The organism is Pseudoalteromonas sp. NZS71_1, from assembly GCF_015864305.1.
Taxonomy (GTDB): domain Bacteria; phylum Pseudomonadota; class Gammaproteobacteria; order Enterobacterales; family Alteromonadaceae; genus Pseudoalteromonas; species Pseudoalteromonas arctica.
Map to the genome: position 1 here is coordinate 315,138 of NZ_JADYXM010000003.1, position 23,112 is coordinate 338,249.

Below are 23,112 nucleotides of genomic sequence, written 5' to 3' on the forward strand. Positions count from 1 at the left end.
TAAATTTGTTTATTTTAAAGCCAACGAATAGCGCCAGTAACACGTTCGTTATAAGTATTTAGAGGTGCTCCAACACTTGCCACTAAAATAGTATCTGCTTGTGAGCCTCGGTTAATATGACCTTCAAAGCGCTCGTCTTTGAAATTATCATCGCCAAAACCAAATGATTTATTTTCAGAAGGCACTATAAATACCGTCATAGGACCAAAGTCAGACTCAAATATCAAATGTAGCCCTTTTTCGCCTTTAAAATCACAAAACATAGCGTAAGTTACATCACCAGGAAGCTCATCAAGATGACCACCTAATACTGCAAGCTTGTCGTTAACGCTTTGTAGGCTAATGGGCTCTTTTTTATCAAGCGCACTAATTTCGTAGTACACATGGGCAAGCGCATGCTCACCCGCTTCGTGTGCAATATTTTGCTCTGTACTAAAAAAGAAGGCACTAATAGCCACTACAAAAGATGCTGCTAATGCAAGATGCACGCGGTCAAGCTTAAAACGCGAGCGGGCATCAACTACATTTTTTCCTGTTGCTTGCTCTTCTTGCAGTGCTTTTTCTTTTAACGATGTGTTTAAAAGAATGCGGTCTGCAAGGTTTTCAGGCACAGGTATATCTAAAGAGTCTTGAATAAATTTATCAAAATCTTTCATATCGTTAATAAAACTTTGTCGCTCTGGGTTATTGTTAGCAAACTCCATGAGCTCCTTGTCAATGTCGTTTGGCTGCGCAATAGTGCGGCGACGAAACTCAAGTTCATCCATTATTTTGATGCCCCTTTAAGTTGTTCATCATCACGGCTTAAAGCCTCTTTAAGTTGATTTCGGGCACGGTATAAACGAGTCATTACCGTGTTTTTATTTAAATTAAGTATGCCTGCGATCTCTTCGCCAGAGCAGCCCATTACAACTTGTAGTAATAATGGCTCTCGGTATTCATCAGATAACAGGGCAATCTGGCGTTGGATAACCGTTTGCTCCATTTCATCATCTAATGAGTGGCTGGTTTCATCAACAAGCGTATCGTTTTCTACGTCGCTGTAATCAAACTGTTTACGTTCAAATCGGCGCGCATTTTCTCTTCGTAATATAGTAAGCAGCCAGGGTTTAGCTGCCTTTTGATCAAGTAAAGAGTCGAGAGAACGCCACGCGCGTAAAAACGTTTCTTGTACTAAATCATCTGCTATGTGCGGATCACGGCATAACCAATAAGCAAAGCGATAAAGCTCTTTATTGTAAACGTGGACCAAGGCTTCATAACGCTTTTGTTTCTCTGCCATATCGATTAAGACCTGATTGTTTGATTTTTTCTTTCCAAGCATAAGCACTTTTTTAATTAAAAATTATTATTTATTGCAAAAAAAGACCTGAGTATCGTAGTTATTAATCATAAAGGTCTTTTAATACAGCTTGTTGCGACTTTGATGCTTGAGTTTGATAGTTCTCAAGAATTTTAATAATAGCATTAAGATCCGTGTTTGCGCCTTTATTACTATAAAGTTGTGCCTGCAATTGGCTAATGAGGCCATTAAGCTCGCTGCTGTTTACGCGGATGCAAAGCTCATCAATAGCGCCAACATTTTTGTGAGTCACCTTTACAGAAAAACTATTTAATGCGGTGTAAAAAGCTTTCACATCGTGTGTTTTAGCGAGCGTTTTAAGCTCATTTAAGCTCGGCTGAGAAATATCACGGTTGTTTGGTTGTAATTTCTCAGTCGTATTTTTAGTAGAACGGGTCATTAAGTAAAAAATTACAGTACCAACCCATAAAATATACCCTAAAGCGGCAACAACTATTAACCAAAGAGGAGTATCACTTTTAGTTTCAATACGTTGTGTGCCTGTCGCTTCATTCGAAATATTTTCAATAGCAGGTAAATTGTTTGGGTTTGATTGTGGGTTTGCCACGGCGGTATTAGGTGCGGTACTACTTGGCGTTACCGTTATAGTGCGCTTTGGCAATGTAGCTAAGCTAATACGGTTCATTTTAGTATTAAACCAAGGTAGCTGTATTTCAGGTAAAGTGTAAGTACCTGGTTTTTGCGGCAGTAATGCATACGATGCAGTTTGCTGCGATACAACGCGTCCGTCACGTACTGCATTGTTATTTTCTTTTTTATCAGGGTAGCTGCGTATGCCATCAATGGTAGGCATAGAGATTTCAGGTAATTGCTCTTTTGTAACCCCAAGCGCTGTAAGTGTAATAGTACGTGTTATAGGCGTACCTACTTCTACGGTGCTGTCGTTAGGTTGCCATTCTTCATCAAGACTAACCAGCTCGCTTGGTAACCATGCACCTTTATAGTCACTCGGAATTGGTTTGATTTCTACTTGCTGATCGTCGCCAAGAGCTGATACTTCTAATTGACGATAATTTTGTTGTACTCGCCCTTGAAAAGCGGGGCCTGCAATAGTGTACGCACCACTTTTTTGTGGCTGAATCAAATACTCGCGAGTAATAACAAGGTAGCGTTTACCATCAACAAGCTCATAGCTTTCAGTTTGTTTACCCAATTGGGTTAGCTGAGCATCTTCCATACTTGGTGTGCTTAAGCTGCCATCAAGCAGTTCTTTGGCAAGGTAAAGCTTAATAGTGTAAACGCCGGCTTCTTGGACAAACAATGAATTACTCGAGAGCGACGTTTTTAAAAATATTTTGTTATTTTTATCTGCATCAACTGAGCGTTTTGCCACTTTTAATTTAATAGGCTGTGAGGTTAACCCTGCAACGCTAAATGCCGGAATAGTGTAATCGCCCTCTGAACGGGTCATTAATTTAACTGACCACGTGGTTTGTTTATTAATGCTGCCATTAATAATGTTGGTACGAGAACTTAAGCTTGTTGGGCCTACCACAAAGTCTTTTAACAGCGATGAGGTGTCTGGTTGCTCGCCTTTAACTGTATCGTCTACGGATATATTAAGCATAAAAAATTCACCCGCTAAAACAGGGTTTTTATCTACGCTGGCTTCTAATTTGGTGGCAGCCCACGAAGGCATCGCACTTAATAGCAATAAACAGCAAAATAATCGCATTACCATGATTTTTCGACTCCTGTAGGGCGACGTTTATATTGTCTTTTTTGGGCTTCTAATTGCATTTTATTCCGTAATAAAATAGCCGGATCGTCCGGGACTTTTCTAAGTAGTTGATTAAGCTGTTGTGCTTTTTCTTTTTCTTCATTAGTGAGCTCACTTGCTTGGGCTTGCATAGCTTGTTGCTGAGCATTTTGTTTTTGCTCATCAGTAGCAGGTTGCTCACTCATTGTTTGTGGCTTACTTTGTTGCTGCTCGTCTTGAGGCTGGTCAGCGTCTTTATTTTGCCCTTGCTCACTTTGTGGCTGAGCTTGCATATCAGGTTCATTTTGCTTGTCTGATTGCTCGCCAGGCTCACCTTGTTGATCTTTTGATTGTTCAGACTCTTTATCTGATTCTTTATCAGATTTTTCATCGCTTGAGCTTTGACTTTCGTTTTCGCCTTTTTCAGAATCGCTTTTATCACCATTTTGTTGCTGATCCTGTTTTGACTCATCAGAATTTTGCCCTTGGTTTTGCTCATCTTTTTTCTGGCTATCATCTTGGCCTTGAGAGTCGTCGCCGTCGCTTTGTTGATCTTGCTGGTTTTGTTGCTCTTGTTGATTGAGTAATTGTTCAACTAAGGCTTGGTTATCAGCTGCTCGTGTAAAGTCATCTTGTAAGGTTTGGGCTTGTTTGTAGGCTTCAATGGCGTCCTCAAGTTTGCCAGCTTTGGCAAGGGCATTACCGTAGTTGTATAAACCGGTAGCCGACTTATCATTACTAAACTCATTAAGTGCAGCATCAAAATTACCTTGCTGGTAAAGCGCAGCGCCTTTTAACTCACTCGATTGCGCCTGTGTTGCTGCATCGTATTCTTTATTTTTGTAAGCCTCTAATGCACGTTGATCTGCATTTTGCAAAAGAGTAGGGAGCTCTACGGCATACGCATTTTGCTGCGGTAAAAAGCTAAAGGCTAAAAATGCCCCCAGCAAGGCAGCGCGTCTAAATAAATACAAGCCAAATGGCAGTAATAGCAAGAGTCCATATATACCTGCATCTATTCGCCAAAGTGCGTGGCTTTGTTTTTCGTCTTTCAATAATTCACTCTGTGCATTTGGGGCAAACGTATTAATGTCGTTATTACTAGGCTGGTAACTAGCAAATTTACCACCACTGCTCGATGCTAAATTTTTAAGCTGACTGGCATTGAGAGTAGGTACTACAATTTGGCCGTATCTGTCTTTCAAAAAACCACCTTCAGGTAACTTAATTGGAGCGCCTTGAGCGGTACCTACGCCATATATATTTAATCTATATTGGGTGTTACTGGTAAAGCTACTCACGTCGCTTTGTTCTTGTTGGTCAATACCGTCGGTCACTAAAATAATGTCGCCATCAATATAACCCGCTTGCGTTAATAGCTCTTTGGCCATATCAAGACCCGCTAAAACGTTTGAGCCTTTGTCTGGCATTATTTCAGGGCTTAAGCTTGGAATTAAATTACTAAGTGTTGTGGCGTCGTTTGTTAGTGGTGAAATTATATAGGCCGTGCCTGCGTAAGCTACAAGCGCGGTATCTCCTTCTTTAAACAGCTCAATCATATCAAGCGCTTTAAAGCGTGATTGCATTAAACGATTTGGTAAAATATCGGTGCTGTACATTGAGTACGACATATCCATAACAATTACACGGGCACTTTTACTTTGAAATACAGGAACTTGTTTTTTCTCAAAGCTAGGCCCAGCACTAAATAAAATGCCAAGGCTGCAAAACAAAGCAACTAACCAAAGTGGCTGGCTGGCTTTAGTGTTTGCTTCGCTCATTATAAATTGTGCTAAATGCGGTGCAATTAGCTGCTCACTAGTCGTTTTTTTATGCTTAATTAAGGCGACAAAAAATAATGCCACAGCAGGTATGAGTAACCATAAAAGAGCGGGGCGAATAAATTCAAAATCCATTAGTTTGGCTCCTTTAATGCACGCAGTGTACTCAGCATTACTTTTAAGCTAATAAGTAAAATAGCGATAAGTAACGGGTAGTAAAATAATGAGCTTTGTGGGCGGAATGTTTGTTCATCAGCGCTAATAGGTTCAAGTTTATCAAGCTCTGCGTAAATTTGTTGAAGGCCTGCTACATCTTTGGCCCTAAAGTATAATCCGCCAGTTTGCTCGGCAATCTTTTTAAGTAAGCTTTCATCTAAACTACTGCCACTAGAGCCACCCATGTTAAAGAGGCTAAAGCCGCGCGGATTATCTGAGCCAACGCCAATGGTGTACACTTTAATACCTTCCTCGCGAGCTAGCAGCAGAGCATCTTCTGGGTTTAAATTACCAGCGGTATTTTGTCCGTCGGTTAATAGCACCACAATACGGTTACTCTCATCTTTATTGGCAAAGCGTTTTACCGAAAGACCCAATGCATCACCAATGGCTGTAGCGCGTCCCACTAAACCAATTTGCGCTTCACTGAGCATTTTACTTACTGTTTTAACGTCGCGCGTGAGGGGGGTTTGTAAAAATGCGGTGTCGCCAAATAATATCAGCCCAAGCCTGTCGCCTTGACGCTGCTCTATAAAATCACTGAGTACGGCTTTTACCATGGTAAGGCGGTCAACATATTGGCCATTGTAAGCCATGTCTTGTTCGGTCATCGAGCCTGATAAGTCAACTGCTAACATTATATCGCGCCCTTCATTTGGTAATGAGATTGGCTCATCTAACCATGTTGGATTGGCAGCGGCAGTAACAAGTAATAACCAAATTATCCATTCGAAAGGATTTAAACGTCGTGCGTGTGGCTCAATGCTTTGGCTGGTTAAATTGTGCTTTGCAAAACTGGGTATACGTAAACGCGTACTGGCATTACTTGCCGCGGGTTTTAATAGTAAAAGTAATAAAGGCAAGGGCAGTAATAAAAATAACCATGGCCAGCTAAATTCAAACATTTACTGACTCCTTTATTTTAAATTGCTTAATACCTTGGCGAAATTTTTCGCACAGTGTTGTATCTTTTTGGCTGGGGTTATACAAGCTTAGTATTTCTTGTTCGCTAAAGCTCAAACCGGTAAGCGTAGTAAGTGTTGTGCACCATTTAGAGGTAGATTGCGCAGCAAGGCGCTTGTCGTAATATTCAATCACTAAACGTTTTAAAATAATATGCAGTTGCTGAGGGCTTTGCTCACTTTGGCTTAATTCTATTGCGTAGCGTTTAGGCTTTTTAAATTTATGTTTTTTGTAAAATATATAAATAGCTGCGCACAGTGCTAAAAACAGCAGTGCAATAATAACCCACCAAGCAGGGGCGAGTGGCCACCAATTAACTTGGCTTGGCGCTATTATATCGTGCAGGCCATCGAGTGGATTGGTTTGCATGGTTATTTTCTCACTAATTGCAGCTCAAGCGGTGTTGCTGCATTGAATGATATTAAATTAAGACCCGATTTAGTTAAGCGATTAAAGCGCGTACTAAATGCTTGCTCAGCATTTTTAGCAAAGCGTTCTCTAAAGCTGTTATCCATTAATGGTAGGGCAAAGTCTTGACCATTTGCATTAACGGTGACAGCTTGCTTAAACGCAGGTAACTGATGCTCAAACGGATCGCTTATGTGGCAACCAATAAGCTCGCAGTGACGGCTTAATATTTCGAGTTGCTTAAAGCTGGCATCATCCAGAGCATTAAAATCAGACACCAAATACACTAAGCTGCCTGGTTTTGCTAAATGATTAAGGCGCTTTAGGTTATCGCTAAAGTTGTTAGTGGCTGTTTTATCAATATTGTTGAGCGCTTGCTGGTGGTTGTCGCATAAATTATGACAAAGCTTAAGCACGGCTTTTTCACGAGCGCTGGGCTTTAGCTCCAAATGCGAGTGCTGATTAAACACTATACCGCCAATTCTATCGCCGCGCTGACACGCCGACCATGCAACAAGGGCGCTTATGTGCGCCGCTTGCACCGACTTTAATAGTAACTTTGAACCAAACAGCATTGAGTTAGAAAAATCAGTAAATACAAACACAGGGCGCTCTTTTTCTTCTTGAAAGAGCTTTGTGTGAGTCTCGCCGGTACGCGCAGTAACTCGCCAATCAATAGAGCGAATATCGTCACCTTGCTGATAATGTCGCACTTCGGCAAATTCCATTCCTCGACCTTTGTGCGGTGCAAGGTATTGCCCTGTTAAGGTATTTTTTATTTTTACCTTAGGGGCAAGTTCGAGCAATTGCGCTTTGGCTTTGTAATACATCAGCTCTTTGAGTGCTAAATTAACACCGTGGCTATGGCTCTGTTTGAGCCATGCTTGGGATTCTAATTGTTTTTGCATAACTTATGGTACGGCTACAAGTTCAACTATACGGCTTATTACTTGATCTTTAGTAATGCCATCGGCTTGGGCTTCGTAACTTAAAATAATGCGATGACGCAGTACGTTATGCACAACAGCTTGAATATCATCAGGTGCTACAAAGTCACGGCCTTGAAGCCATGCATGAGCACGAGCACATTTATCAAGTGCTATTGTTGCACGCGGACTTGCACCAAACTCAATCCAGCTACCTAGTTGCACATCTAATTTAGCGCCTTCACGGGTGGCAATAATAAGTTGTACTAAATATTGCTCAAGCGGCTCTGCTAAATAAAGGCCTAATATTTCTTTACGAGCTGCAAATAAATCGCTTTGACTAATTTTTTGCATTACTGGTTGTTGCTCGTTAAGCGCTTCGCCACGTGTTAAACGTAGTATATCAAGCTCATGCTCTGCGCCAGGGTAGCCAATACTTAGGTGCAGTAAAAAGCGATCCAGCTGGGCTTCTGGTAACGGGTAAGTCCCTTCTTGCTCTAGCGGGTTTTGTGTTGCCATAACTAAAAATAGTTCGCTAAGCGGATAAGTGTTTTTACCCACGGTCACTTGGCGCTCTGCCATGGCTTCTAATAGTGCTGATTGTACTTTGGCTGGTGCACGGTTAATTTCGTCAGCTAAAATTAGGTTGTGAAAAAGAGGACCTTTTTCAAATACAAACTCGCTAGTTTGTTGGCGGTAAATATCGGTGCCTGTTACATCAGCCGGTAATAAGTCTGGCGTAAACTGTACGCGCTGAAACGATCCTTCAATACCTTTAGCAAGTGCATTAACTGCACGTGTTTTTGCAAGCCCAGGAGGGCCTTCTACTAATAAGTGACCATCAGCTAAAATAGCAATAAGTAGCGCTTGTGTAAGCTCTGGCTGGCCAATGATTTGTGTATCTAAGTACGTTTTTAATTGTGAAAATGCGTTAGCTGCCATAATAAGTGGACTGTCCTCGTCAGCTGGGTTTGTACCTAATAGTGTTAGGTGATAAATACTGACCTATTTATAAGGTTTATAATTGGGTAACTCAAGAGTTAGACTGTATTTTTTAAAATAGTTCGTTATTTTTTAACGATTTTTAGCGTACCACAAAACTTTGTAAATGCGTCTAAAAAAGCCTATTGTGATAGTCGTAATTAAACACTATTTATATAAATTTGTGTTTATCTATTGGCTTTAGTACACGGGTTGTTTAGAATCGAGGAAAACAAACAGGTCAGACCTGTCAGCGGGAGAGCATAAATGTCTGAGCAAAACATACTAAAAACACCAAAGGGCGACCGTATTGCCATAGTTAGCGGCTTACGTACACCTTTTGCAAAGCAAGCAACAGCGTTTCACCATGTACCTGCACTTGATATGGGTAAATTGGTGGTTAACGAAATGCTTGAACGATTAAATTTCAACAAGTCAGAAATTGATCAACTTGTATTTGGTCAAGTAGTACAAATGCCAGAAGCGCCAAATATTGCACGTGAAATTGTATTGGGCACAGGTATGCCGGTATCGGTCGATGCATATTCTGTATCGCGCGCATGTGCTACCAGCTTTCAGGCTATTGCTAATGTAGCTGAGTCTATTATGGCGGGATCTGTAAGTGTAGGTATTGCAGGCGGCGCAGATTCGTCATCAGTACTGCCAATTGGTGTTAGTAAAAAGCTAGCAGGCAGCTTAGTTGATTTAAATAAAGCGCGTACGCTTGGTCAACGCTTAAAAATATTTTCAAAACTGCGTTTAAAAGATTTATTACCAGTGCCTCCTGCAGTTGCAGAGTACTCAACAGGCCTTTCAATGGGGCAAACTGCTGAGCAAATGGCTAAAACACATAATATTAGCCGTGAAGATCAAGATGCGTTAGCGCATCGTTCTCACTCACTTGCAACGCAAGCATGGGCTGATGGAAAGTTAAAAGATGAAGTAATGACGGCGCATTTACCGCCATATAAAAGCTTTATTTCAGAAGATAACAACATTCGTAAAAACTCAACGGTTGAAGGCTACGCCAAGCTTAAACCTGTTTTTGACCGTCAGCACGGTACTGTTACCGCGGCAAATGCAACACCATTAACTGATGGTGCAGCGGCCGTACTTATGATGAGCGAAAGCAAAGCAAAAGCACTGGGCTACGAAATACTAGGTTACGTACGTAGCTTTGCATTTTCGGCAATTGGTGTAGAAAAAGACATGTTAATGGGCCCAGCTCATTCAACGCCTATTGCACTGGATAGAGCGGGTATTACGCTTGCTGATTTAGATTTAATTGAAATGCACGAAGCGTTTGCATCGCAAACACTTGCCAATATGAAAATGTTTGCTTCAGACAAATTTGCACAAGAGCATTTAGGTCGCAGCAAAGCAATTGGCGAAATTAACATGGATAAGTTTAACGTTAACGGCGGCTCTTTAGCATATGGTCACCCATTTGCAGCGACAGGTGCACGCTTAATTACGCAAAGCTTACACGAGCTTAAACGTCGTGGTGGCGGTTTAGCATTAACAACAGCGTGTGCTGCTGGTGGTTTAGGTGCAGCCTTTGTATTGGAGAGCGCGTAATGACAGATTCAGTATTTAATTTAGCGGTAGATGAAAACAAAATCGCCGTGGTAACGATTGATGTGCCGGGTGAGAAAATGAATACCCTGCGCAGCAGTTTTGCCGATGATTTAAAAGCATTACTAGAAGACGCTAAGTCGCAAAATGTAAAAGGCATGGTATTTATAAGCGGAAAAAGCGATAACTTTATTGCTGGCGCCGATGTGAAAATGCTCGATAGCGTTCAAAAGCGTGAAGATGCTTTAGCTATTAGCGAGCTATGTCATCAAGCGTTTTTTGATATGACAAAACTGCCATACACAACAGTAAGTGCGATTCATGGCGCTGCATTAGGGGGTGGTTTAGAGTTTGCTTTAGCATGTGATTACCGTGTTGGTACCGACAGTGATTTAACAAAAATTGGCTTACCAGAAGTACAACTTGGTTTACTTCCTGGTGGCGGTGGCACCCAGCGCTTAACTAAAATTGTTGGTATTCAAAAAGCACTAGAGTGGATGCTAACAGGTAAACAAATTCGTCCTACGCAAGCTAAAAAAGCAGGCGTGCTTGATGATTGTGTACCGCACAGTGTGCTGCTAAAAGTTGCAAAAGAATTTGCGACTAAGAAAAAGCCACAAGCAAAAGAGCCAAAGCTCGACAATATTAGTAAATTACTAGAGTCAAACCCGTTTGGTCGTAACTTTATCTTTAAAAAAGCAAAAGAAAACGTACTTAAAAAAACGGGCGGGCACTACCCAGCACCACTCGCTATTATTAAAGCAGTGCGAGCTAGTGTAGAGCTTGATGAGCTAAAAGCGTATAAAACAGAAGCTGAAAGCTTTGCAACACTTGTAATGAGTGACGAATCTAAAGCGCTTCGCGGTATTTTCTTTGCAACCACTGAAATGAAAAAAGAGTGGCGCAATGATGACGCACCCGCAATAAGCAAAACTGCTGTTTTAGGTGGTGGACTAATGGGCGCAGGCATTGCGCACGTAAGTGCTGTTAAAGCTAAAGTACCGGTACGTATTAAAGATGTAGCAGAGCAGGGCATTAGTAATGCAATGAGCTACACCTATAAAATTTTAGATAAGCGCCTTAAGCGTCGTATTATGTCTAAAGCTGATGTGCAGTTAACAATGAACCGTATTACAGGTACAACTGACTACAGTGGCTTTAAACACATTGATTTAGTAATAGAAGCGGTGTTTGAAGATCTTGCGCTTAAGCAAGGTATGGTTGCAGACGTAGAGCAGCAATGCCAAGCAAATACAATTTTTGCAAGTAACACGTCATCATTACCAATATCGCAAATTGCAGCGCAGGCAGCACGTCCTGAAAATGTAATTGGCTTGCATTACTTTTCACCAGTGGAAAAAATGCCATTAGTGGAAATTATTCCACACGAAGGTACATCTCAAGAGACCATTGCCCGCGTTGTTAACTTTGCACGTAAGCAAGGCAAAACGCCAATTGTTGTAAAAGACATGGCCGGTTTTTACGTCAACCGTATTTTAGCGCCTTACTTAAACGAAGCTGCTAATTTGATGCTTGCAGGCGAGCCAATTGAAAAGATTGATGCAGCGCTTGTTGAGTTTGGTTTTCCGGTAGGCCCGCTGGCTCTACTTGATGAAGTAGGTATTGATATTGGCTCTAAAATTGCCCCAATTCTTGAAAAAGAATTAGGTGAGCGTTTTAAAGGCCCTGATGCATTTATGCGTATGATTGATTCAAAACGCCTTGGCCGTAAATCGGGTCGTGGTTTTTATGAATACGATAAAAAAGGCAAAAAGGTTGATGAGTCAGTTTACGAACTATTGGGTGTTACCCCGGCTCCACGTTTAAACAAGAGCGAAATTGCTAAGCGTTGTGTATCGCAAATGCTTAACGAAGCAGTACGCTGTTTAGATGATGGCATTATTGCCAGCCCACGTGATGGCGACATCGGTGCAATATTTGGTATTGGTTTTCCACCATTTTTAGGTGGCCCGTTTAGCTATATGGATAAATTAGGCGCAAGTAAAATAAGCTCTGATATGTCTACATTAGCTAACAGCGATGCAAACTTTGCACTATGTGAATCACTGGTAACAATGGCAAGCTCTGGTGCTACTTTTTATAACGCAACACATGTTGAGGTTGTAGCTCCTGAAGTACAAAGCACTGAGTCACAAGAGCAAAGTGTAACTGAGCCTGAAGTTACTAAAGAGATTGAAACGAAAGAATAAAGTTTCTGCTATCTAAAAAAACCGCATTTAAATGCGGTTTTTTTATAAATAAATGAGGAGCTTAATGACATTATTTACACAAAGATTGAGCATGTGCCAAATGGAAGAATCTGATTGGCCTCTTTTTCTAGCGCTTCATCGCGATCCTCAAGTCCTTAAGTATTGTTTTGATATGCCAATGGAGTCACTGGTAAGAAACCGCTTTGAGATACGCTTGCCTAAGTGGAATGCTAAATCACGTCATCCCCTGTGTTTACTCATTATTAATAATCAAACAAAACAACCTGTGGGTGTTACAGGCTTTGCCTATGACGGAAAAACCGCAGAGCTTGGTTATTTATTATTGCCAGAGTATTTTAATAAAGGCTACGCGACAGAATCCCTAAGAGCTGTGATTGACTGGGCTTGGAAAGAATGTGGTATTAGGCAGTTTAAAGCTGTCGTAACGCGTGGCAATATTGGTTCTGAAAAGGTGCTTGGTAAGTGCGGTTTAACCCATACCGATACACTTTTTAAAGTGCATACAATAGGCGATAAATTATATGACGATTTAATTTATACGCTTAAGGTGTAGGGTTTTAATGGGCTAGTAGCCTAGCCCAAAAAGTGTTTACAAGTGAAGTGAAATAGCTTTTCGGTCTTTTTCTGGCATGTTTTCTACGACTAAATTAAATGAGTTATCAATCATTCTCTCAATTTCACCTTGTGGAATTGTGCCGTCTAAAATTACTGTATTCCATAAGCGTTTATTCATATGGTAACCAGGGATCACTGCCGGGAAAGTATCACGCAATGATATAGCTTCGTCAGGATCGCACTTTAAGTTAAGCCACCAAATAACCTCACCATCATCATTAGTTTGACCGTCATTGCCAATAGCAAGAGTCGCAAACATTTTATGATTCACTTTATATACATCAACCTCTTGCGCAAATGGTTTTGTAACCTGAACAAGTGGTTTTTTAACTAAATACTCATGTACTTTTTTCTGGTCCATGATCCATTCCTTGAAGTCATACTCGGTAAAGCTACCATAGCAGTTTTTTTCACATTTGATTATATGTATTTTAGTATAAATTAAAATTTTACAAGCTAATACAACATGTAGCGTAAAACCAACGTAATTTTAGTTGAACAAAATCCAGTTCGTGGTATGTTTCTGGCAATCAAAAAAATAATAGGAATTCACACATGCCAAAGGCGAGTGATGTTAAAAAAGGTACTGCTATTGACTTCAATGGCCGCGTTTTAGTTGTAAAAGATATTGTGCGCTCTGTGCCGCAAGGTCGTGCTGGTGGTAGTTTATACCGTATGCGTTTATACGATGTGGTAACCGGTGGTAAAGTTGACGAAACATTCAAAGACAGTGACATGCTAACGCTGGCTGATTTAACACGCCGTGAAGTAATGCTATCGTACATTGATGGTGACGAGTATGTGTTCATGGATAATGAAGATTACACGCCTTATAACTTAAGCAAAGATGCTATTAGCGAAGAGATTTTATTTGTTAATGAAGAAACACAAGGCGTACACGTAATTGTTATTGATGGCGCGCCAGTAGGGCTTGATTTACCGTCAAGTGTTGAACTTGTTGTTGAAGAAACAGACCCATCTATTAAAGGTGCATCTGCGAGTGCTCGTTCAAAACCTGCACGTATGTCTACTGGCTTAAATATTTCTGTGCCAGAGCATATTTCAACAGGTGACCGTATCCGTATTAATACTGTTGAACACAAATTTATGGGTCGTGCTGAAAAATAACTTGTAATACCAACCTGCATAAATCTTTGATCAATTTAACGAATTAAATTGCACTATAACGTCGTTAAAAGTTTTTTATTTAGAACAACTAGATATAAAAACTTTTGCCTAGTTCTAGCGTGATTTTCTTAACGTTAAATAGACCCCATATATAAGCAGATTGGTATAAATTATAATTTTAAAAGCCGAATCTGTGTTTAGCAGGTTCGGCTTTTTTGTGCGCGCGGGGGATTTGTTGCTTTAAATTTAATCACGTTAGCGTTAGAATAAGTGCCGTATTTTTGAGCAACTTTAAAGGGTAATTTTGTTTATAGTTTTACTAAGCAGTGCATTTATAGCTTTAATGTATTTAGAAGGCATTAAAAAAGGTATGCCAATTAAGCGATGGCTTATTTTAGGCGGTTTACTTGGGCCTGTGGCCTGGTGCTTATTTAATCTACATTATCGTCGTGCTTTAGTAAGAAATGTAGGTATAAATGCGTGTATATGGCGCCCTTAATTTATCGACGCCACATTTTTATTTTTTCTAATTAAGCTTGGGGCTGCTTTAGTTTGTTGCTGCTTTAAAAATTCAGTAAATTCACTTTTTGATAGTGGCTTAGAATAGTAATAACCTTGTACTGTTTCGCAATTAAGCTTTTTAAGTATATCAATTTGATGAGCTTGTTCTACACCTTCAGCAACTACATGCAAATCAAGGTTATGCGCAATAGTGACTATTGAGTCGACCATATTACGCCCACGTTCGTTGGTCATGTCATCTATAAATGCTTTATCTACTTTAAGTGTATTAAGCGGAAATTGCTTTAAATACGCTAATGATGAATAACCAGTACCAAAATCATCCATTGCTAAATGAATACCTCGGGCACTTAACGAACGCATAATTGCAATGGCTTCTTTAGGGTCGTCCATTACAGTACCTTCTGTTATTTCAAGCTCTAAAAAGTAAGAAGGTAATTCGTTTTTTTGCAAAATAACGTCAATACGAGAAGTTAAATCGGGGAGGCTAAATTGCTTTGCTGATAAGTTGACAGCTACTCGGCCGCTAAATAAACCACTATCTAGCCATTCTTTTACGTCTCTGCAGGCTTTGTTTAATACCACTTCACCAATTTCAATTATTTGGCCCGTTTCCTCGGCTATGGGTATAAACACGCCTGGGCTAATAATGCCTTTTTTGGGTGTAATAAAGCGCACTAATGCTTCCATTCCGGTTAGCTTGCCTGTGCGAATATTCATTTTTGGTTGGTAGTACACTTCAAAATGATCTTCTTTTAAACCAAAGCGCATAAGGTTTTCTATTTGCAGACGTTTAACGGCTTGGCGGTTCATCGTGTCGTTAAAAAATAGGTAGCTATTACCTTTCTTTTTAGCATGATACATCGCGGTATCTGCATTTTTTAGGAGCAGTTCAGGCGTATTACCGTCTTCTGGGAATAATACAATGCCTACACTTGAGGTGATTGCCAGTTCGTGGCCAGCCATTTTAAATGGTGTAGCAATGGCTGCTAAAAACTGTTTTGCCATACGTGTGATTACATGTATGTCGTTAGTGTCAGACATTACAAGAGCAAACTCATCGCCGCCTAAACGATAAAACACATCATTTTCGCGGGTTAGTTTATTTAAGCGCATCGCTAATTTAGCTAATAAGCTGTCACCTAGTTGATGCCCTAACGAGTCATTTATTTTTTTAAAGTTATCTAAATCGAATACAAGCAAGGCGTGATGCGAGTTGAGCTTTACTAGCTTTTGCAAATCAGTAAAAAATAAATTTCGGTTAGGCAGACTAGTTGTGCGATCTCGATTCGATAAGTTATGTAACTGCGACTCGGCTTTTTTACGCTCTGTTAAATCTGAATAAACAACGACATAATTAGTTATTTGATTTTGATCGTTTTTAATTTCATCTATCGATATTTCTATAGGCAATAAAACACGCTCACTATTACGAAGTTTTACTTCTTGTTGGATATGTTCGCGCTCTTTTACTATTTCAATAATTCTGTTTGTGTAGCTTGGCTCATACCCAGATAGGTTGAAATCTTTTCCTAAGTATTGCTCGCGTACGCCACCAAACAAGGTTAAAAAACTCGGGTTTATATCAACCAGTTTAAAGTTTTTATCGTAAATTGCTAAGGCGTCAGTGAGTGATTCAACACATTTAGCAAAAAGGTTTAAGCGCTCTTCCGTTGATTTTAACTGTGATATATCGCGAACGGTACCTGTCATTCTAAGGGGTGATAAGTTGGCGTCTTTTTCAATTATTTTTCCGCGATCGAGTACCCAATGCCAACGACCAAATGTATCTTTGATTCGGTAGGTTGCTTCAAAAAAAGCAGACTGCTCTGCAAAGTGTACTTTTAACAAGTGCTCAACGTTATTAATATCGTGAGGATGAATAAGGCCTTTGTTTGGCGGAAACCCCATTAAGGTAGTCGAATCCATTAAGTACTTATCGTTAATACGAATAACTTCGCCTGTTTTTATGTTCCAGTCCCAAAGTGTATCGCCGCTACCTTCTACAGTACTTTTAAGGCGTTTTTCCGAAAGGCGGAGTTGGCGGCGTGAGCGTCTAAGTTTGTGGATTACAAATAACAGGTAGGGCAAAGCAAGCGCTATAATGGCGCTTGCTAGTATAAGTATATTGTCGGAGTTGTAATTAAATGATGACTCAAAGGCAAAAAGCTCAAATGAGTAAGCAAGTACTACAAGCATGCTTAGTTTTATTATTATTTTTATCATTTTTTTATTACTTCTAATTTACAAATGATAATTTAAAACAAGCTAAACCTAGTGTCAAAGAGATTGAGAGTAAACGGGCATATTTTGAGATTTACTGACTTTTGCCGAGCTTAAAAGCTCATATCTTGGTCTATTATCATCAAATAGGCTTAGTGCATAAACTTTCAGTTCTTTTAGTGTTAGCGAATTTAAGGCATCTAAAAGTCGTTGTTGCATATGAAATTCATGATCTCTATTGCCTATAGCAAGCCATAACCTTTGTGAGCGCAGGCGCAGGTTTTTATCTTTTTCTGCAATATGAGTACTAAGGCCGTGTTTTTGCTGTTGCCAATCGTTTTCATCAAGTGCATCAATATTATCAAGGTAGTTTTTAATAAAGCTGTTATGACGATGCAATAAAGTTTTTGCATCAAACTTAGGTGACTGCACATAAAATGCTATACCAGCACGCGTGTTAAATGGTGCATAACCTGCGCCTACTAAGTAGCCAAGTTGCTGTGTAGTTCGTAATTCATTAAAGTAATCTTGATTAATTAAATGATTTAACGCCATCATTTTTACTTTTTCGGCCACGCAATCCGTTTGCGCTTGATAGTAAATAACCATTGCATGGTCGCTACAAGGAAGCTCTAACTCGTAGCGAGTTACTTTTTTAATTTCAAAAAGAGGGCGTCTTAAATCTTCAATTATGGTTGCGTTTTTTAAGTGATTTGCGACCTTTTTTTGAAAGGCTATTGCATCACTTTGCTGCCAGTTACCATGTAAAAATGATTCAACATGTAGTGCTTTAAAAAAGTCTGTTCTGAACTCATTAAATTGCTGAAAACAGGTGTTTTTTAATGCCGATGCAAGCTCCCCAGGTTGTGGGTTCCAAGGCATTATTTTTGCGCCTAAAATGCTAAATAACTCACTGACTGGTTTGTTTTGGTTGCTATTGCGCCAATGCCTTACAAGCTGTTTTTTATATTCAGCAAAGCGTTTTGCACAGATTTCTACATTAAATAAAGCATCTATTAATTGATCAACAAGCTCTAACTGGCTAGACGAAAGCCCCGCGGTATGTAGAGTTAATCCACCTTGATGCGAGGTTAAGTGGTAGCTAAGTCCCGCAAGTTCTGCTGGATAAAATTGCTCGCCCACACTATCCATAAATAAATCTGTAAATAAGCGGGTGAGTGCCATATGTTTTACATCTTTTACAGCAAAATCAGAATCCATGGCCAAATAAAAATGACCTTTAGCAACACGAAATGTATTGTCTTGTTTAAACCAAAAATCAAAACCGGGTTCTTTTACTAATAATTCGGGTTTTGTTTGTGGTTTTACGACATCAAATAACACCACTTCTTTTGTTAAATAAGGATTAGCTGTAGGTAGCAGCATTTCGCTCAACGGTTTATTTATCTCGCTAAGGGCATCAAGCCAACTAGGTGAAATATGTTCTACTTTATATGGTGTGTTGTACCATGCCGTTTTATGTTCAGGCTCTACATCTGGATGTATAAGTACGATGCGCATATTATGTGGCGTTAACCACTGCATGGCCATTTCGTGGGTCGCTTTTTTAAAGCCTTCCATTAAATAGTCGCCTTGCACGTAATTTGCTTCGTCGTAATGCTGCATATTAATGCTTAAATTACTGACCCAATCAATTAAGCGTGATTTTTCTTGGTTATCGAATGCTATTTGTAATAGATTTTTTTTATCTTGGTATAAGCGCGGCAATTTTTCGGTGTTATCGTTAATTAAACAAATGTATTCAAACACCATTTCAATAATGTCTTCAAAGTATTCAATACCCTCATCGGTAAGCGCTAAGCTAATATTAAAATCTTTGAAGTTGCTGCCGTTTATACCACCGCCAGCAGAAAGTGCATTGATCCAGCCTTGTTCTTTTAAAATAGAATAAAGAGAACCCGCGCCTTCATAGCCAAGTAAATGAGCAATAAAACTTACTGTTTTATGGCGATAAAAGTCGTCAATATTAGGCATAGCAAAACTTATAATAAGTTTTTGCATATGCTTATGGGGCTCAATATGGAGTATTTTTCCTATGTCTTGTTTGCGATAAAGTGGCTCACTGATCTCTGGCTTTTTAAGGTTTTTGTTGCCGTTAATTGTGCCAAAGTAAGTTTGAGTCCAGCTTTGTAGTGTGTCTAGTGTTTCGTTTGCGCAAATAACTAAAGTCATCCACTGAGCTTGGTACTGGCTATTAAAAAAGTCACGAAGCTCATCACTAATACAGCGCTCTCTGTCAGCTAAGGTTTGTAGGTTTCCTACAGAAAATTTAGCAAATGGATGAGCTGGATTTACCGTTTCTTTATGGGCTTGATAAATACGGCGACCGTCGTCTTTTATTTTTAGTTTAAACTCGGCTTCAATTGCGTTACGTTCTTTTTCTGTTTCGGCTGAATTTAAAAGAGGCGCAATAAAAAAGCGGCTAAATTGGGTAAGTGCTTGTTCAAATTCTTGATTGTTAATATCAAAAAAGTAACAGGTATGCTCAGTGCCGGTCCACGCATTGGTGTTGCCGCCAGCTTGCGAAACAAAATTATTAAAACTGCCTGAATCTGGGTATTGGTCAGTACCTAAAAAAAGCATGTGCTCTAAAAAGTGTGCTAGGCCTTGCCTATCAAGAGGGTCGTCAAAATGTCCGGCGTTAACTGCCATTGATGCTGCCGCTTTTGTAGAATCTTTATCTTGCACTAATAGTACTTTTAGACCATTGTCCAGTGTAAAGGCGCGGTATGCTCTGTTATCATTGCGGCTGATATTCAAATGATGCTCCTGAAACTAAACGTTTACTTGTTAACAACAGATGATGGCTTCAGGAAAGCGAAGTACAGCTTAAAGATTTACCTGAATCTCATGAAAGAACTATTTTAGAAATAAATAGATTTATATTGTTAATATAGCTGACAAACGGGCAAACTGGCTACTGTTTTATATTCTTTAATCGGTTGATTTTTTATGAAAACAATCCTAATAATGCGCCACGGCGAAGCAACACCCATGCAGGCTGATGATGCAGGTAGAAATTTAACCCAAGCAGGGCACGATGAAGCTGAAAAAATGGGCCTTTGGCTCAGTAAAGCACATTACCCTGATGCACTGTTAGTTAGTCCTTACATTCGAGCACAGCAAACAGCTGCAGGTGTGGCTAAAAATAACGTATTTAAATTTAGCGAAACCACGTCTGATATAATTCCCGAAGGCAAACCTCAAATTGCTGCTGACTACATCGAAACACTTATTGCTACTCACCCCCAATGCAATACATGGCTTGTTGTATCACATATGCCTATTGTAAGTTATTTAGTGGACCAATTAAGCCCTGGCAATATGCCCATTTTTAATACGGGTGCTGTTGCTGTTATTAGTTACGATGAGCAAACCCAGCGTAGTAGTTATTTAAGTATAAATGCCCCAGAAAACGTTTAAATATAAATAATTGAGTAAAGTAAAATGACAATAGAACGTTTACAAACAGGTGCGCGCATGAGCCGCATTGTAAAACATAACGGCACTGTGTATTTATGTGGGCAGGTATGCGCCGACGCGCAAAAAGGTATTAAAGAACAAACTCAAACTATGCTTGATAAAGTAGAGGCCTTGCTTGATGAAGCAGGGAGTTCAAAAGAACATATGCTTAGCGCGACTATTTATGTAAAGAGCATGGAATACTTTGCTGATATGAATGCAGTATGGGATGCATGGGTAACCGAGGGTTATGCACCAGCACGTGCCTGCGTAGAAGCTGAAATGGCACGTGATGCACTGCTTGTTGAAATTTCAGTAGTTGCAGCTTTAAAAGAATAATAGCTTTAATGACTCGCTCCCCCGTTGTACTTATCACTGGCTCTAGCCGAGGTATTGGCGCTGCTACGGCATTATATTTTGCTAAGCATGGTTATAATGTTTGCATTAATTATAAAGCAGATTTAGCTAATGCAATGTTGGTTGCAGAAAAAGTAAAGCGATTAGGTGTTGAGGCTGAAGTAATTCAAGGTGACGTATCACTAGAGGCTGACGTTTTAGCTTTATTTATGCATATAGATAAAGTCTTTGGTCAACTTGATGTACTAGGGCGTGTTGATCTTTGGTGGTTGAATTTGCAGCAGTGTGTTTGGTTTTTAGGCAAGGCAGAGCTTATGTAGTGTGGTTACTCCCCATAAATAGGCGATAACGCAGCATAAATACCAAACATGCGCTGCCCTTTGGGTTCTTTCTAGGGACGATTAACTCTTTGTTGCTCGGTTTTTACTTAGCCCACTAGGTTACAAACCTCGCGCCGCGATTTAATCACCCCTAGATTGAACAAATCTCAATCCACAAAGGTTAACACGCCCTAATAACGCCGGTATTTTAAAACCACAAATGCCTTTGTTAGAAATGAGTGCTGAGCGCATAAACGAAGTTTTGACTACAAATATTACCAGTGCTTTTTTATGTAGTCGTGAAGCAATAAAGCGAATGGGAAATGGCGGTAGTATTGTTAATGTTTCATCGGGGGCCGCTAAAACGGGCTCTCCTAATGAGTACATTGATTATGCAGCATCTAAAGGTGCAATGGACACATTTACTATTGGCTTAGCCAAAGAGGTGGCAAGTAAAGGTATTCGTGTTAACTCGGTTAGACCTGGGCTTATTTACACTGATATGCATAGTGATGGCGGCGAAAAAAATCGAGTCGATCGTCTTAAAAGTAAATTACCCCTTGGTAGAGGCGGTACACCCGAAGAGGTTGCTGCAGCAATTTACTTTTTAGCTTCAGAGCACGCTTCTTTTACAACGGGTAGTTTTGTTGATGTAGCCGGCGGTTTGTAAGCTAAAGTAGTAAAGCTAGCCAAAACGTAAAGCTAATAACACTTAAGATAGTAGAAAGTACGACAGCCCCAGCAAGAGTAGCTTCATGCTGCTTTATTTGACTCGCAATAAGATAAGCATTTACGCCAACAGGGGACGCACTTAAAAGTACTAATACATTGAGTATTTGCGTGTCTAGTTTAAATACATAAGTGCCTACCAATAAAACTAGCGCAGGCAATAAAAATATTTTTAAAATTGATGCTATTAACGCGGGTTGCCAATTTGCTGCTATTTTATAAAAAGCTAAATTAGCACCAAGTACAAATAGCGCACAGGCAATTGCTGGTTTAGCTAATAGCTCCAAACTATTTGCTAAGTCGGTGAACAGTGTTACTCCTAATATGTTTAATATAAGCCCGCATCCAATACTCAGTACTATTGGGTTTAACACCATACTTTTTCCAAAGTGCGACCACGAAAATTTATCGCTACTGCCTTTAGCCCCTATTAAAAAAGTAAGTGCAAATAACAATGTGCTATGAAAAGTAATGATCATAAATGCAATGGCTATCATCTCTTTGCCAAGCGATGCAATAACAATAGGAATACCCACTAACACCATATTTGAATAGCTAGAAGCAAGTCCAAAGACGCCGTGTTGTTGGTAATTTTTTAAATACTTTTTATTTAAATAAAAGCGATCAATTAAAATACCCACCCCAAACACGCTCAGAACGGGTATGTAAAAACTCAAAAATGCAAAAAGGCTAATGCTTTGCTGTAAGTTAATTTGCGACATATTTAACAATAAAAAAGCAGGCAAACTAATATAAAAAGTAAATTTACTTAAGCCTGCAATATGCTGCTTTTCGAAAAATTTTAATCGGCAACAGCTGTAACCAAACGCAACAATAAAAATGAGCGGAAAAATAATTGAAAAAATATGCACGTAGTTACATCCTAGTAATAGCTAAAGTTAGCGTCTAAATTCATCACTTTGCGGTAAATTAATTAGTATGAGTACAGCGCCTCTACCACCATATTCGAGAGGGGCTTGGTGCATCGCTATTACGTCAGGGTGCTGTACTAGGTACTGGGGCACTTTATGCTTTAATACGCCGCCGCCAATACCGTGCACTACACATGCACAATAGTAATGCTGCTTTTTACATTCGTGAATGAGTCCAGCGAGTTCATCTTTAGCAAGTTCTTTATTTAAGCCATGTAAATCTAGCGTCAAATCGGGTGCAAAGTCACCACGGCGAAGCTGTTTAGCTAGGAAGGTATCTTGGCCTGGTTTTACATATTTAACCGTGCCGTGGGTGTCTATATCGGGAATATAAACGTCAGAGAAGAAAAATTCAGATTGAGCCTGCTTTTTTTGCTGGGCAAATTGCTTAGCTTGTGACACCTTAGGCTTTGTATCAAAACGATGAGTATCTTGTTTAAATACTTTGGCGCCTGTGATCGTTTGACGAAATAAGCTTATGTCGTCATTGCTTAGGGACGAATGTGATGGAGTGTCTTTTTTCATAACTATTACCTAAACAAAAAAACGTAAAAACGCAGCGCAAAAGGCGGTACAATACTTAAATGAGGGGCAATTGTAATTTGCCCAGCGCAGATAGGCAATGCAATCGTCTTAAAGACTCAAAACAGTCAGTAAGCT

Annotated in this window: 21 protein-coding genes and 1 pseudogene; 9 read left to right on the forward strand and 13 right to left on the reverse strand. The window is 39.8% G+C overall.

Annotated elements, in window-relative coordinates; genetic code table 11:
- Window positions 1–14: 14 nt before the first annotated feature.
- The 8 genes from I6F43_RS06740 to I6F43_RS06775 form a co-directional block, all read right to left on the reverse strand.
- Complete coding sequence (locus tag I6F43_RS06740) at window positions 15–767, reverse strand: DUF3379 family protein (protein WP_007582005.1); 753 nt, start codon at window positions 765–767, stop codon at window positions 15–17.
- The gene (locus I6F43_RS06745; RefSeq protein WP_032827217.1) at window positions 767–1,324 is read right to left on the reverse strand and encodes a sigma-70 family RNA polymerase sigma factor; all 558 of its coding nucleotides are present in this window, start codon (window positions 1,322–1,324) and stop codon (window positions 767–769) included. The genes I6F43_RS06740 and I6F43_RS06745 overlap by 1 nt, the downstream gene beginning before the upstream one ends.
- Window positions 1,325–1,385: 61 nt before the next feature.
- Window positions 1,386–3,044, reverse strand: coding sequence for a BatD family protein (locus I6F43_RS06750; protein ID WP_197101561.1), 1,659 nt, complete (start codon window positions 3,042–3,044; stop codon window positions 1,386–1,388).
- Window positions 3,038–4,978, reverse strand: a complete 1,941-nt coding sequence (locus I6F43_RS06755) for a VWA domain-containing protein (RefSeq protein ID WP_197101563.1) — start codon at window positions 4,976–4,978, stop codon at window positions 3,038–3,040. The genes I6F43_RS06750 and I6F43_RS06755 overlap by 7 nt, the downstream gene beginning before the upstream one ends.
- A complete protein-coding gene (locus I6F43_RS06760; protein WP_024604469.1) occupies window positions 4,978–5,964 on the reverse strand; it encodes a vWA domain-containing protein in 987 nt (328 codons plus the stop codon). The genes I6F43_RS06755 and I6F43_RS06760 overlap by 1 nt, the downstream gene beginning before the upstream one ends.
- Window positions 5,957–6,391 carry a DUF4381 domain-containing protein gene (locus I6F43_RS06765; RefSeq protein ID WP_197101565.1) on the reverse strand — a complete coding sequence of 145 codons (435 nt, stop codon included), beginning with the start codon at window positions 6,389–6,391 and terminating at the stop codon, window positions 5,957–5,959. The genes I6F43_RS06760 and I6F43_RS06765 overlap by 8 nt, the downstream gene beginning before the upstream one ends.
- Before the next feature lie 2 nt (window positions 6,392–6,393).
- Window positions 6,394–7,338 (reverse strand): DUF58 domain-containing protein, encoded by a 945-nt coding sequence (locus I6F43_RS06770; RefSeq protein WP_165734788.1) that lies wholly within the window; start codon window positions 7,336–7,338, stop codon window positions 6,394–6,396.
- Window positions 7,339–7,341: 3 nt separating this feature from the next.
- Complete coding sequence (locus tag I6F43_RS06775; protein ID WP_197101567.1) at window positions 7,342–8,298, reverse strand: AAA family ATPase; 957 nt, start codon at window positions 8,296–8,298, stop codon at window positions 7,342–7,344.
- 306 nt (window positions 8,299–8,604) lie between these two features.
- On the opposite strand from I6F43_RS06775, the gene fadI reads away from it, so the two are divergent.
- From fadI to I6F43_RS06790, 3 genes are all read left to right on the forward strand, one after another.
- Complete coding sequence (gene fadI, locus I6F43_RS06780; protein WP_004335629.1) at window positions 8,605–9,915, forward strand: acetyl-CoA C-acyltransferase FadI; 1,311 nt, start codon at window positions 8,605–8,607, stop codon at window positions 9,913–9,915.
- Complete coding sequence (gene fadJ, locus I6F43_RS06785) at window positions 9,915–12,122, forward strand: fatty acid oxidation complex subunit alpha FadJ (protein ID WP_197101569.1); 2,208 nt, start codon at window positions 9,915–9,917, stop codon at window positions 12,120–12,122. Before fadI ends, fadJ begins: the two co-directional genes overlap by 1 nt.
- Before the next feature lie 64 nt (window positions 12,123–12,186).
- Window positions 12,187–12,696 carry a GNAT family N-acetyltransferase gene (locus tag I6F43_RS06790; protein ID WP_197101571.1) on the forward strand — a complete coding sequence of 170 codons (510 nt, stop codon included), beginning with the start codon at window positions 12,187–12,189 and terminating at the stop codon, window positions 12,694–12,696.
- Window positions 12,697–12,732: 36 nt separating this feature from the next.
- Here the strand turns inward: I6F43_RS06790 and I6F43_RS06795 are convergent, their stop codons facing one another.
- Window positions 12,733–13,119 (reverse strand): MmcQ/YjbR family DNA-binding protein, encoded by a 387-nt coding sequence (locus I6F43_RS06795; protein WP_197101573.1) that lies wholly within the window; start codon window positions 13,117–13,119, stop codon window positions 12,733–12,735.
- Window positions 13,120–13,313: 194 nt separating this feature from the next.
- Between I6F43_RS06795 and efpL the strand changes: the two genes are divergently transcribed.
- Window positions 13,314–13,886 (forward strand): elongation factor P-like protein EfpL, encoded by a 573-nt coding sequence (gene efpL / locus I6F43_RS06800; RefSeq protein ID WP_007580599.1) that lies wholly within the window; start codon window positions 13,314–13,316, stop codon window positions 13,884–13,886.
- Window positions 13,887–14,190: 304 nt separating this feature from the next.
- Window positions 14,191–14,385, forward strand: a complete 195-nt coding sequence (locus I6F43_RS06805; RefSeq protein WP_197101653.1) for a hypothetical protein — start codon at window positions 14,191–14,193, stop codon at window positions 14,383–14,385.
- Here I6F43_RS06805 and I6F43_RS06810 read toward each other — a convergent pair.
- Together I6F43_RS06810 and I6F43_RS06815 are read right to left on the reverse strand one after the other, a co-directional pair.
- Window positions 14,382–16,634 carry a sensor domain-containing protein gene (locus tag I6F43_RS06810; RefSeq protein WP_007580604.1) on the reverse strand — a complete coding sequence of 751 codons (2,253 nt, stop codon included), beginning with the start codon at window positions 16,632–16,634 and terminating at the stop codon, window positions 14,382–14,384. The genes I6F43_RS06805 and I6F43_RS06810 overlap by 4 nt on opposite strands.
- A gap of 54 nt (window positions 16,635–16,688) precedes the next feature.
- Complete coding sequence (locus tag I6F43_RS06815) at window positions 16,689–19,412, reverse strand: insulinase family protein (protein ID WP_197101575.1); 2,724 nt, start codon at window positions 19,410–19,412, stop codon at window positions 16,689–16,691.
- Window positions 19,413–19,604: 192 nt separating this feature from the next.
- Here I6F43_RS06815 and sixA point away from each other — a divergent pair, with 192 nt between their 5' ends.
- From sixA to I6F43_RS06835, 4 genes and pseudogenes are all read left to right on the forward strand, one after another.
- On the forward strand, window positions 19,605–20,075 hold the full coding sequence (gene sixA / locus I6F43_RS06820; protein WP_024608902.1) for a phosphohistidine phosphatase SixA: 471 nt from the start codon (window positions 19,605–19,607) through the stop codon (window positions 20,073–20,075).
- A 24-nt stretch (window positions 20,076–20,099) separates the two neighbouring features.
- Window positions 20,100–20,453 carry a RidA family protein gene (locus tag I6F43_RS06825; RefSeq protein ID WP_197101576.1) on the forward strand — a complete coding sequence of 118 codons (354 nt, stop codon included), beginning with the start codon at window positions 20,100–20,102 and terminating at the stop codon, window positions 20,451–20,453.
- 8 nt (window positions 20,454–20,461) lie between these two features.
- Window positions 20,462–20,791 (forward strand): SDR family NAD(P)-dependent oxidoreductase, encoded by a 330-nt coding sequence (locus tag I6F43_RS06830; protein ID WP_231614034.1) that lies wholly within the window; start codon window positions 20,462–20,464, stop codon window positions 20,789–20,791.
- Window positions 20,792–20,984: 193 nt separating this feature from the next.
- A pseudogene (locus I6F43_RS06835) lies at window positions 20,985–21,461 on the forward strand (SDR family oxidoreductase); the annotation flags it as partial.
- A 1-nt stretch (window position 21,462) separates the two neighbouring features.
- On the opposite strand, the gene I6F43_RS06840 reads toward I6F43_RS06835, so the two are convergent.
- A complete protein-coding gene (locus tag I6F43_RS06840) occupies window positions 21,463–22,392 on the reverse strand; it encodes an AEC family transporter (protein WP_024591640.1) in 930 nt (309 codons plus the stop codon).
- 27 nt (window positions 22,393–22,419) lie between these two features.
- A complete protein-coding gene (gene smrB, locus I6F43_RS06845) occupies window positions 22,420–22,977 on the reverse strand; it encodes an endonuclease SmrB (RefSeq protein WP_007377742.1) in 558 nt (185 codons plus the stop codon).
- Window positions 22,978–23,112 lie beyond the last annotated feature (135 nt).

Coding starts and splice junctions, on each gene's coding strand:
- I6F43_RS06740 (WP_007582005.1), bottom strand. CDS start 767: ATGGATGAACTTGAGTTTCGTCGCCGCACTATTGCGCAGCCAAACGAC.
- I6F43_RS06745 (WP_032827217.1), bottom strand. CDS start 1,324: ATGCTTGGAAAGAAAAAATCAAACAATCAGGTCTTAATCGATATGGCA.
- I6F43_RS06750 (WP_197101561.1), bottom strand. CDS start 3,044: ATGGTAATGCGATTATTTTGCTGTTTATTGCTATTAAGTGCGATGCCT.
- I6F43_RS06755 (WP_197101563.1), bottom strand. CDS start 4,978: ATGGATTTTGAATTTATTCGCCCCGCTCTTTTATGGTTACTCATACCT.
- I6F43_RS06760 (WP_024604469.1), bottom strand. CDS start 5,964: ATGTTTGAATTTAGCTGGCCATGGTTATTTTTATTACTGCCCTTGCCT.
- I6F43_RS06765 (WP_197101565.1), bottom strand. CDS start 6,391: ATGCAAACCAATCCACTCGATGGCCTGCACGATATAATAGCGCCAAGC.
- I6F43_RS06770 (WP_165734788.1), bottom strand. CDS start 7,338: ATGCAAAAACAATTAGAATCCCAAGCATGGCTCAAACAGAGCCATAGC.
- I6F43_RS06775 (WP_197101567.1), bottom strand. CDS start 8,298: ATGGCAGCTAACGCATTTTCACAATTAAAAACGTACTTAGATACACAA.
- fadI (WP_004335629.1), top strand. CDS start 8,605: ATGTCTGAGCAAAACATACTAAAAACACCAAAGGGCGACCGTATTGCC.
- fadJ (WP_197101569.1), top strand. CDS start 9,915: ATGACAGATTCAGTATTTAATTTAGCGGTAGATGAAAACAAAATCGCC.
- I6F43_RS06790 (WP_197101571.1), top strand. CDS start 12,187: ATGACATTATTTACACAAAGATTGAGCATGTGCCAAATGGAAGAATCT.
- I6F43_RS06795 (WP_197101573.1), bottom strand. CDS start 13,119: ATGGACCAGAAAAAAGTACATGAGTATTTAGTTAAAAAACCACTTGTT.
- efpL (WP_007580599.1), top strand. CDS start 13,314: ATGCCAAAGGCGAGTGATGTTAAAAAAGGTACTGCTATTGACTTCAAT.
- I6F43_RS06810 (WP_007580604.1), bottom strand. CDS start 16,634: ATGATAAAAATAATAATAAAACTAAGCATGCTTGTAGTACTTGCTTAC.
- sixA (WP_024608902.1), top strand. CDS start 19,605: ATGAAAACAATCCTAATAATGCGCCACGGCGAAGCAACACCCATGCAG.
- I6F43_RS06825 (WP_197101576.1), top strand. CDS start 20,100: ATGACAATAGAACGTTTACAAACAGGTGCGCGCATGAGCCGCATTGTA.
- I6F43_RS06830 (WP_231614034.1), top strand. CDS start 20,462: ATGACTCGCTCCCCCGTTGTACTTATCACTGGCTCTAGCCGAGGTATT.
- smrB (WP_007377742.1), bottom strand. CDS start 22,977: ATGAAAAAAGACACTCCATCACATTCGTCCCTAAGCAATGACGACATA.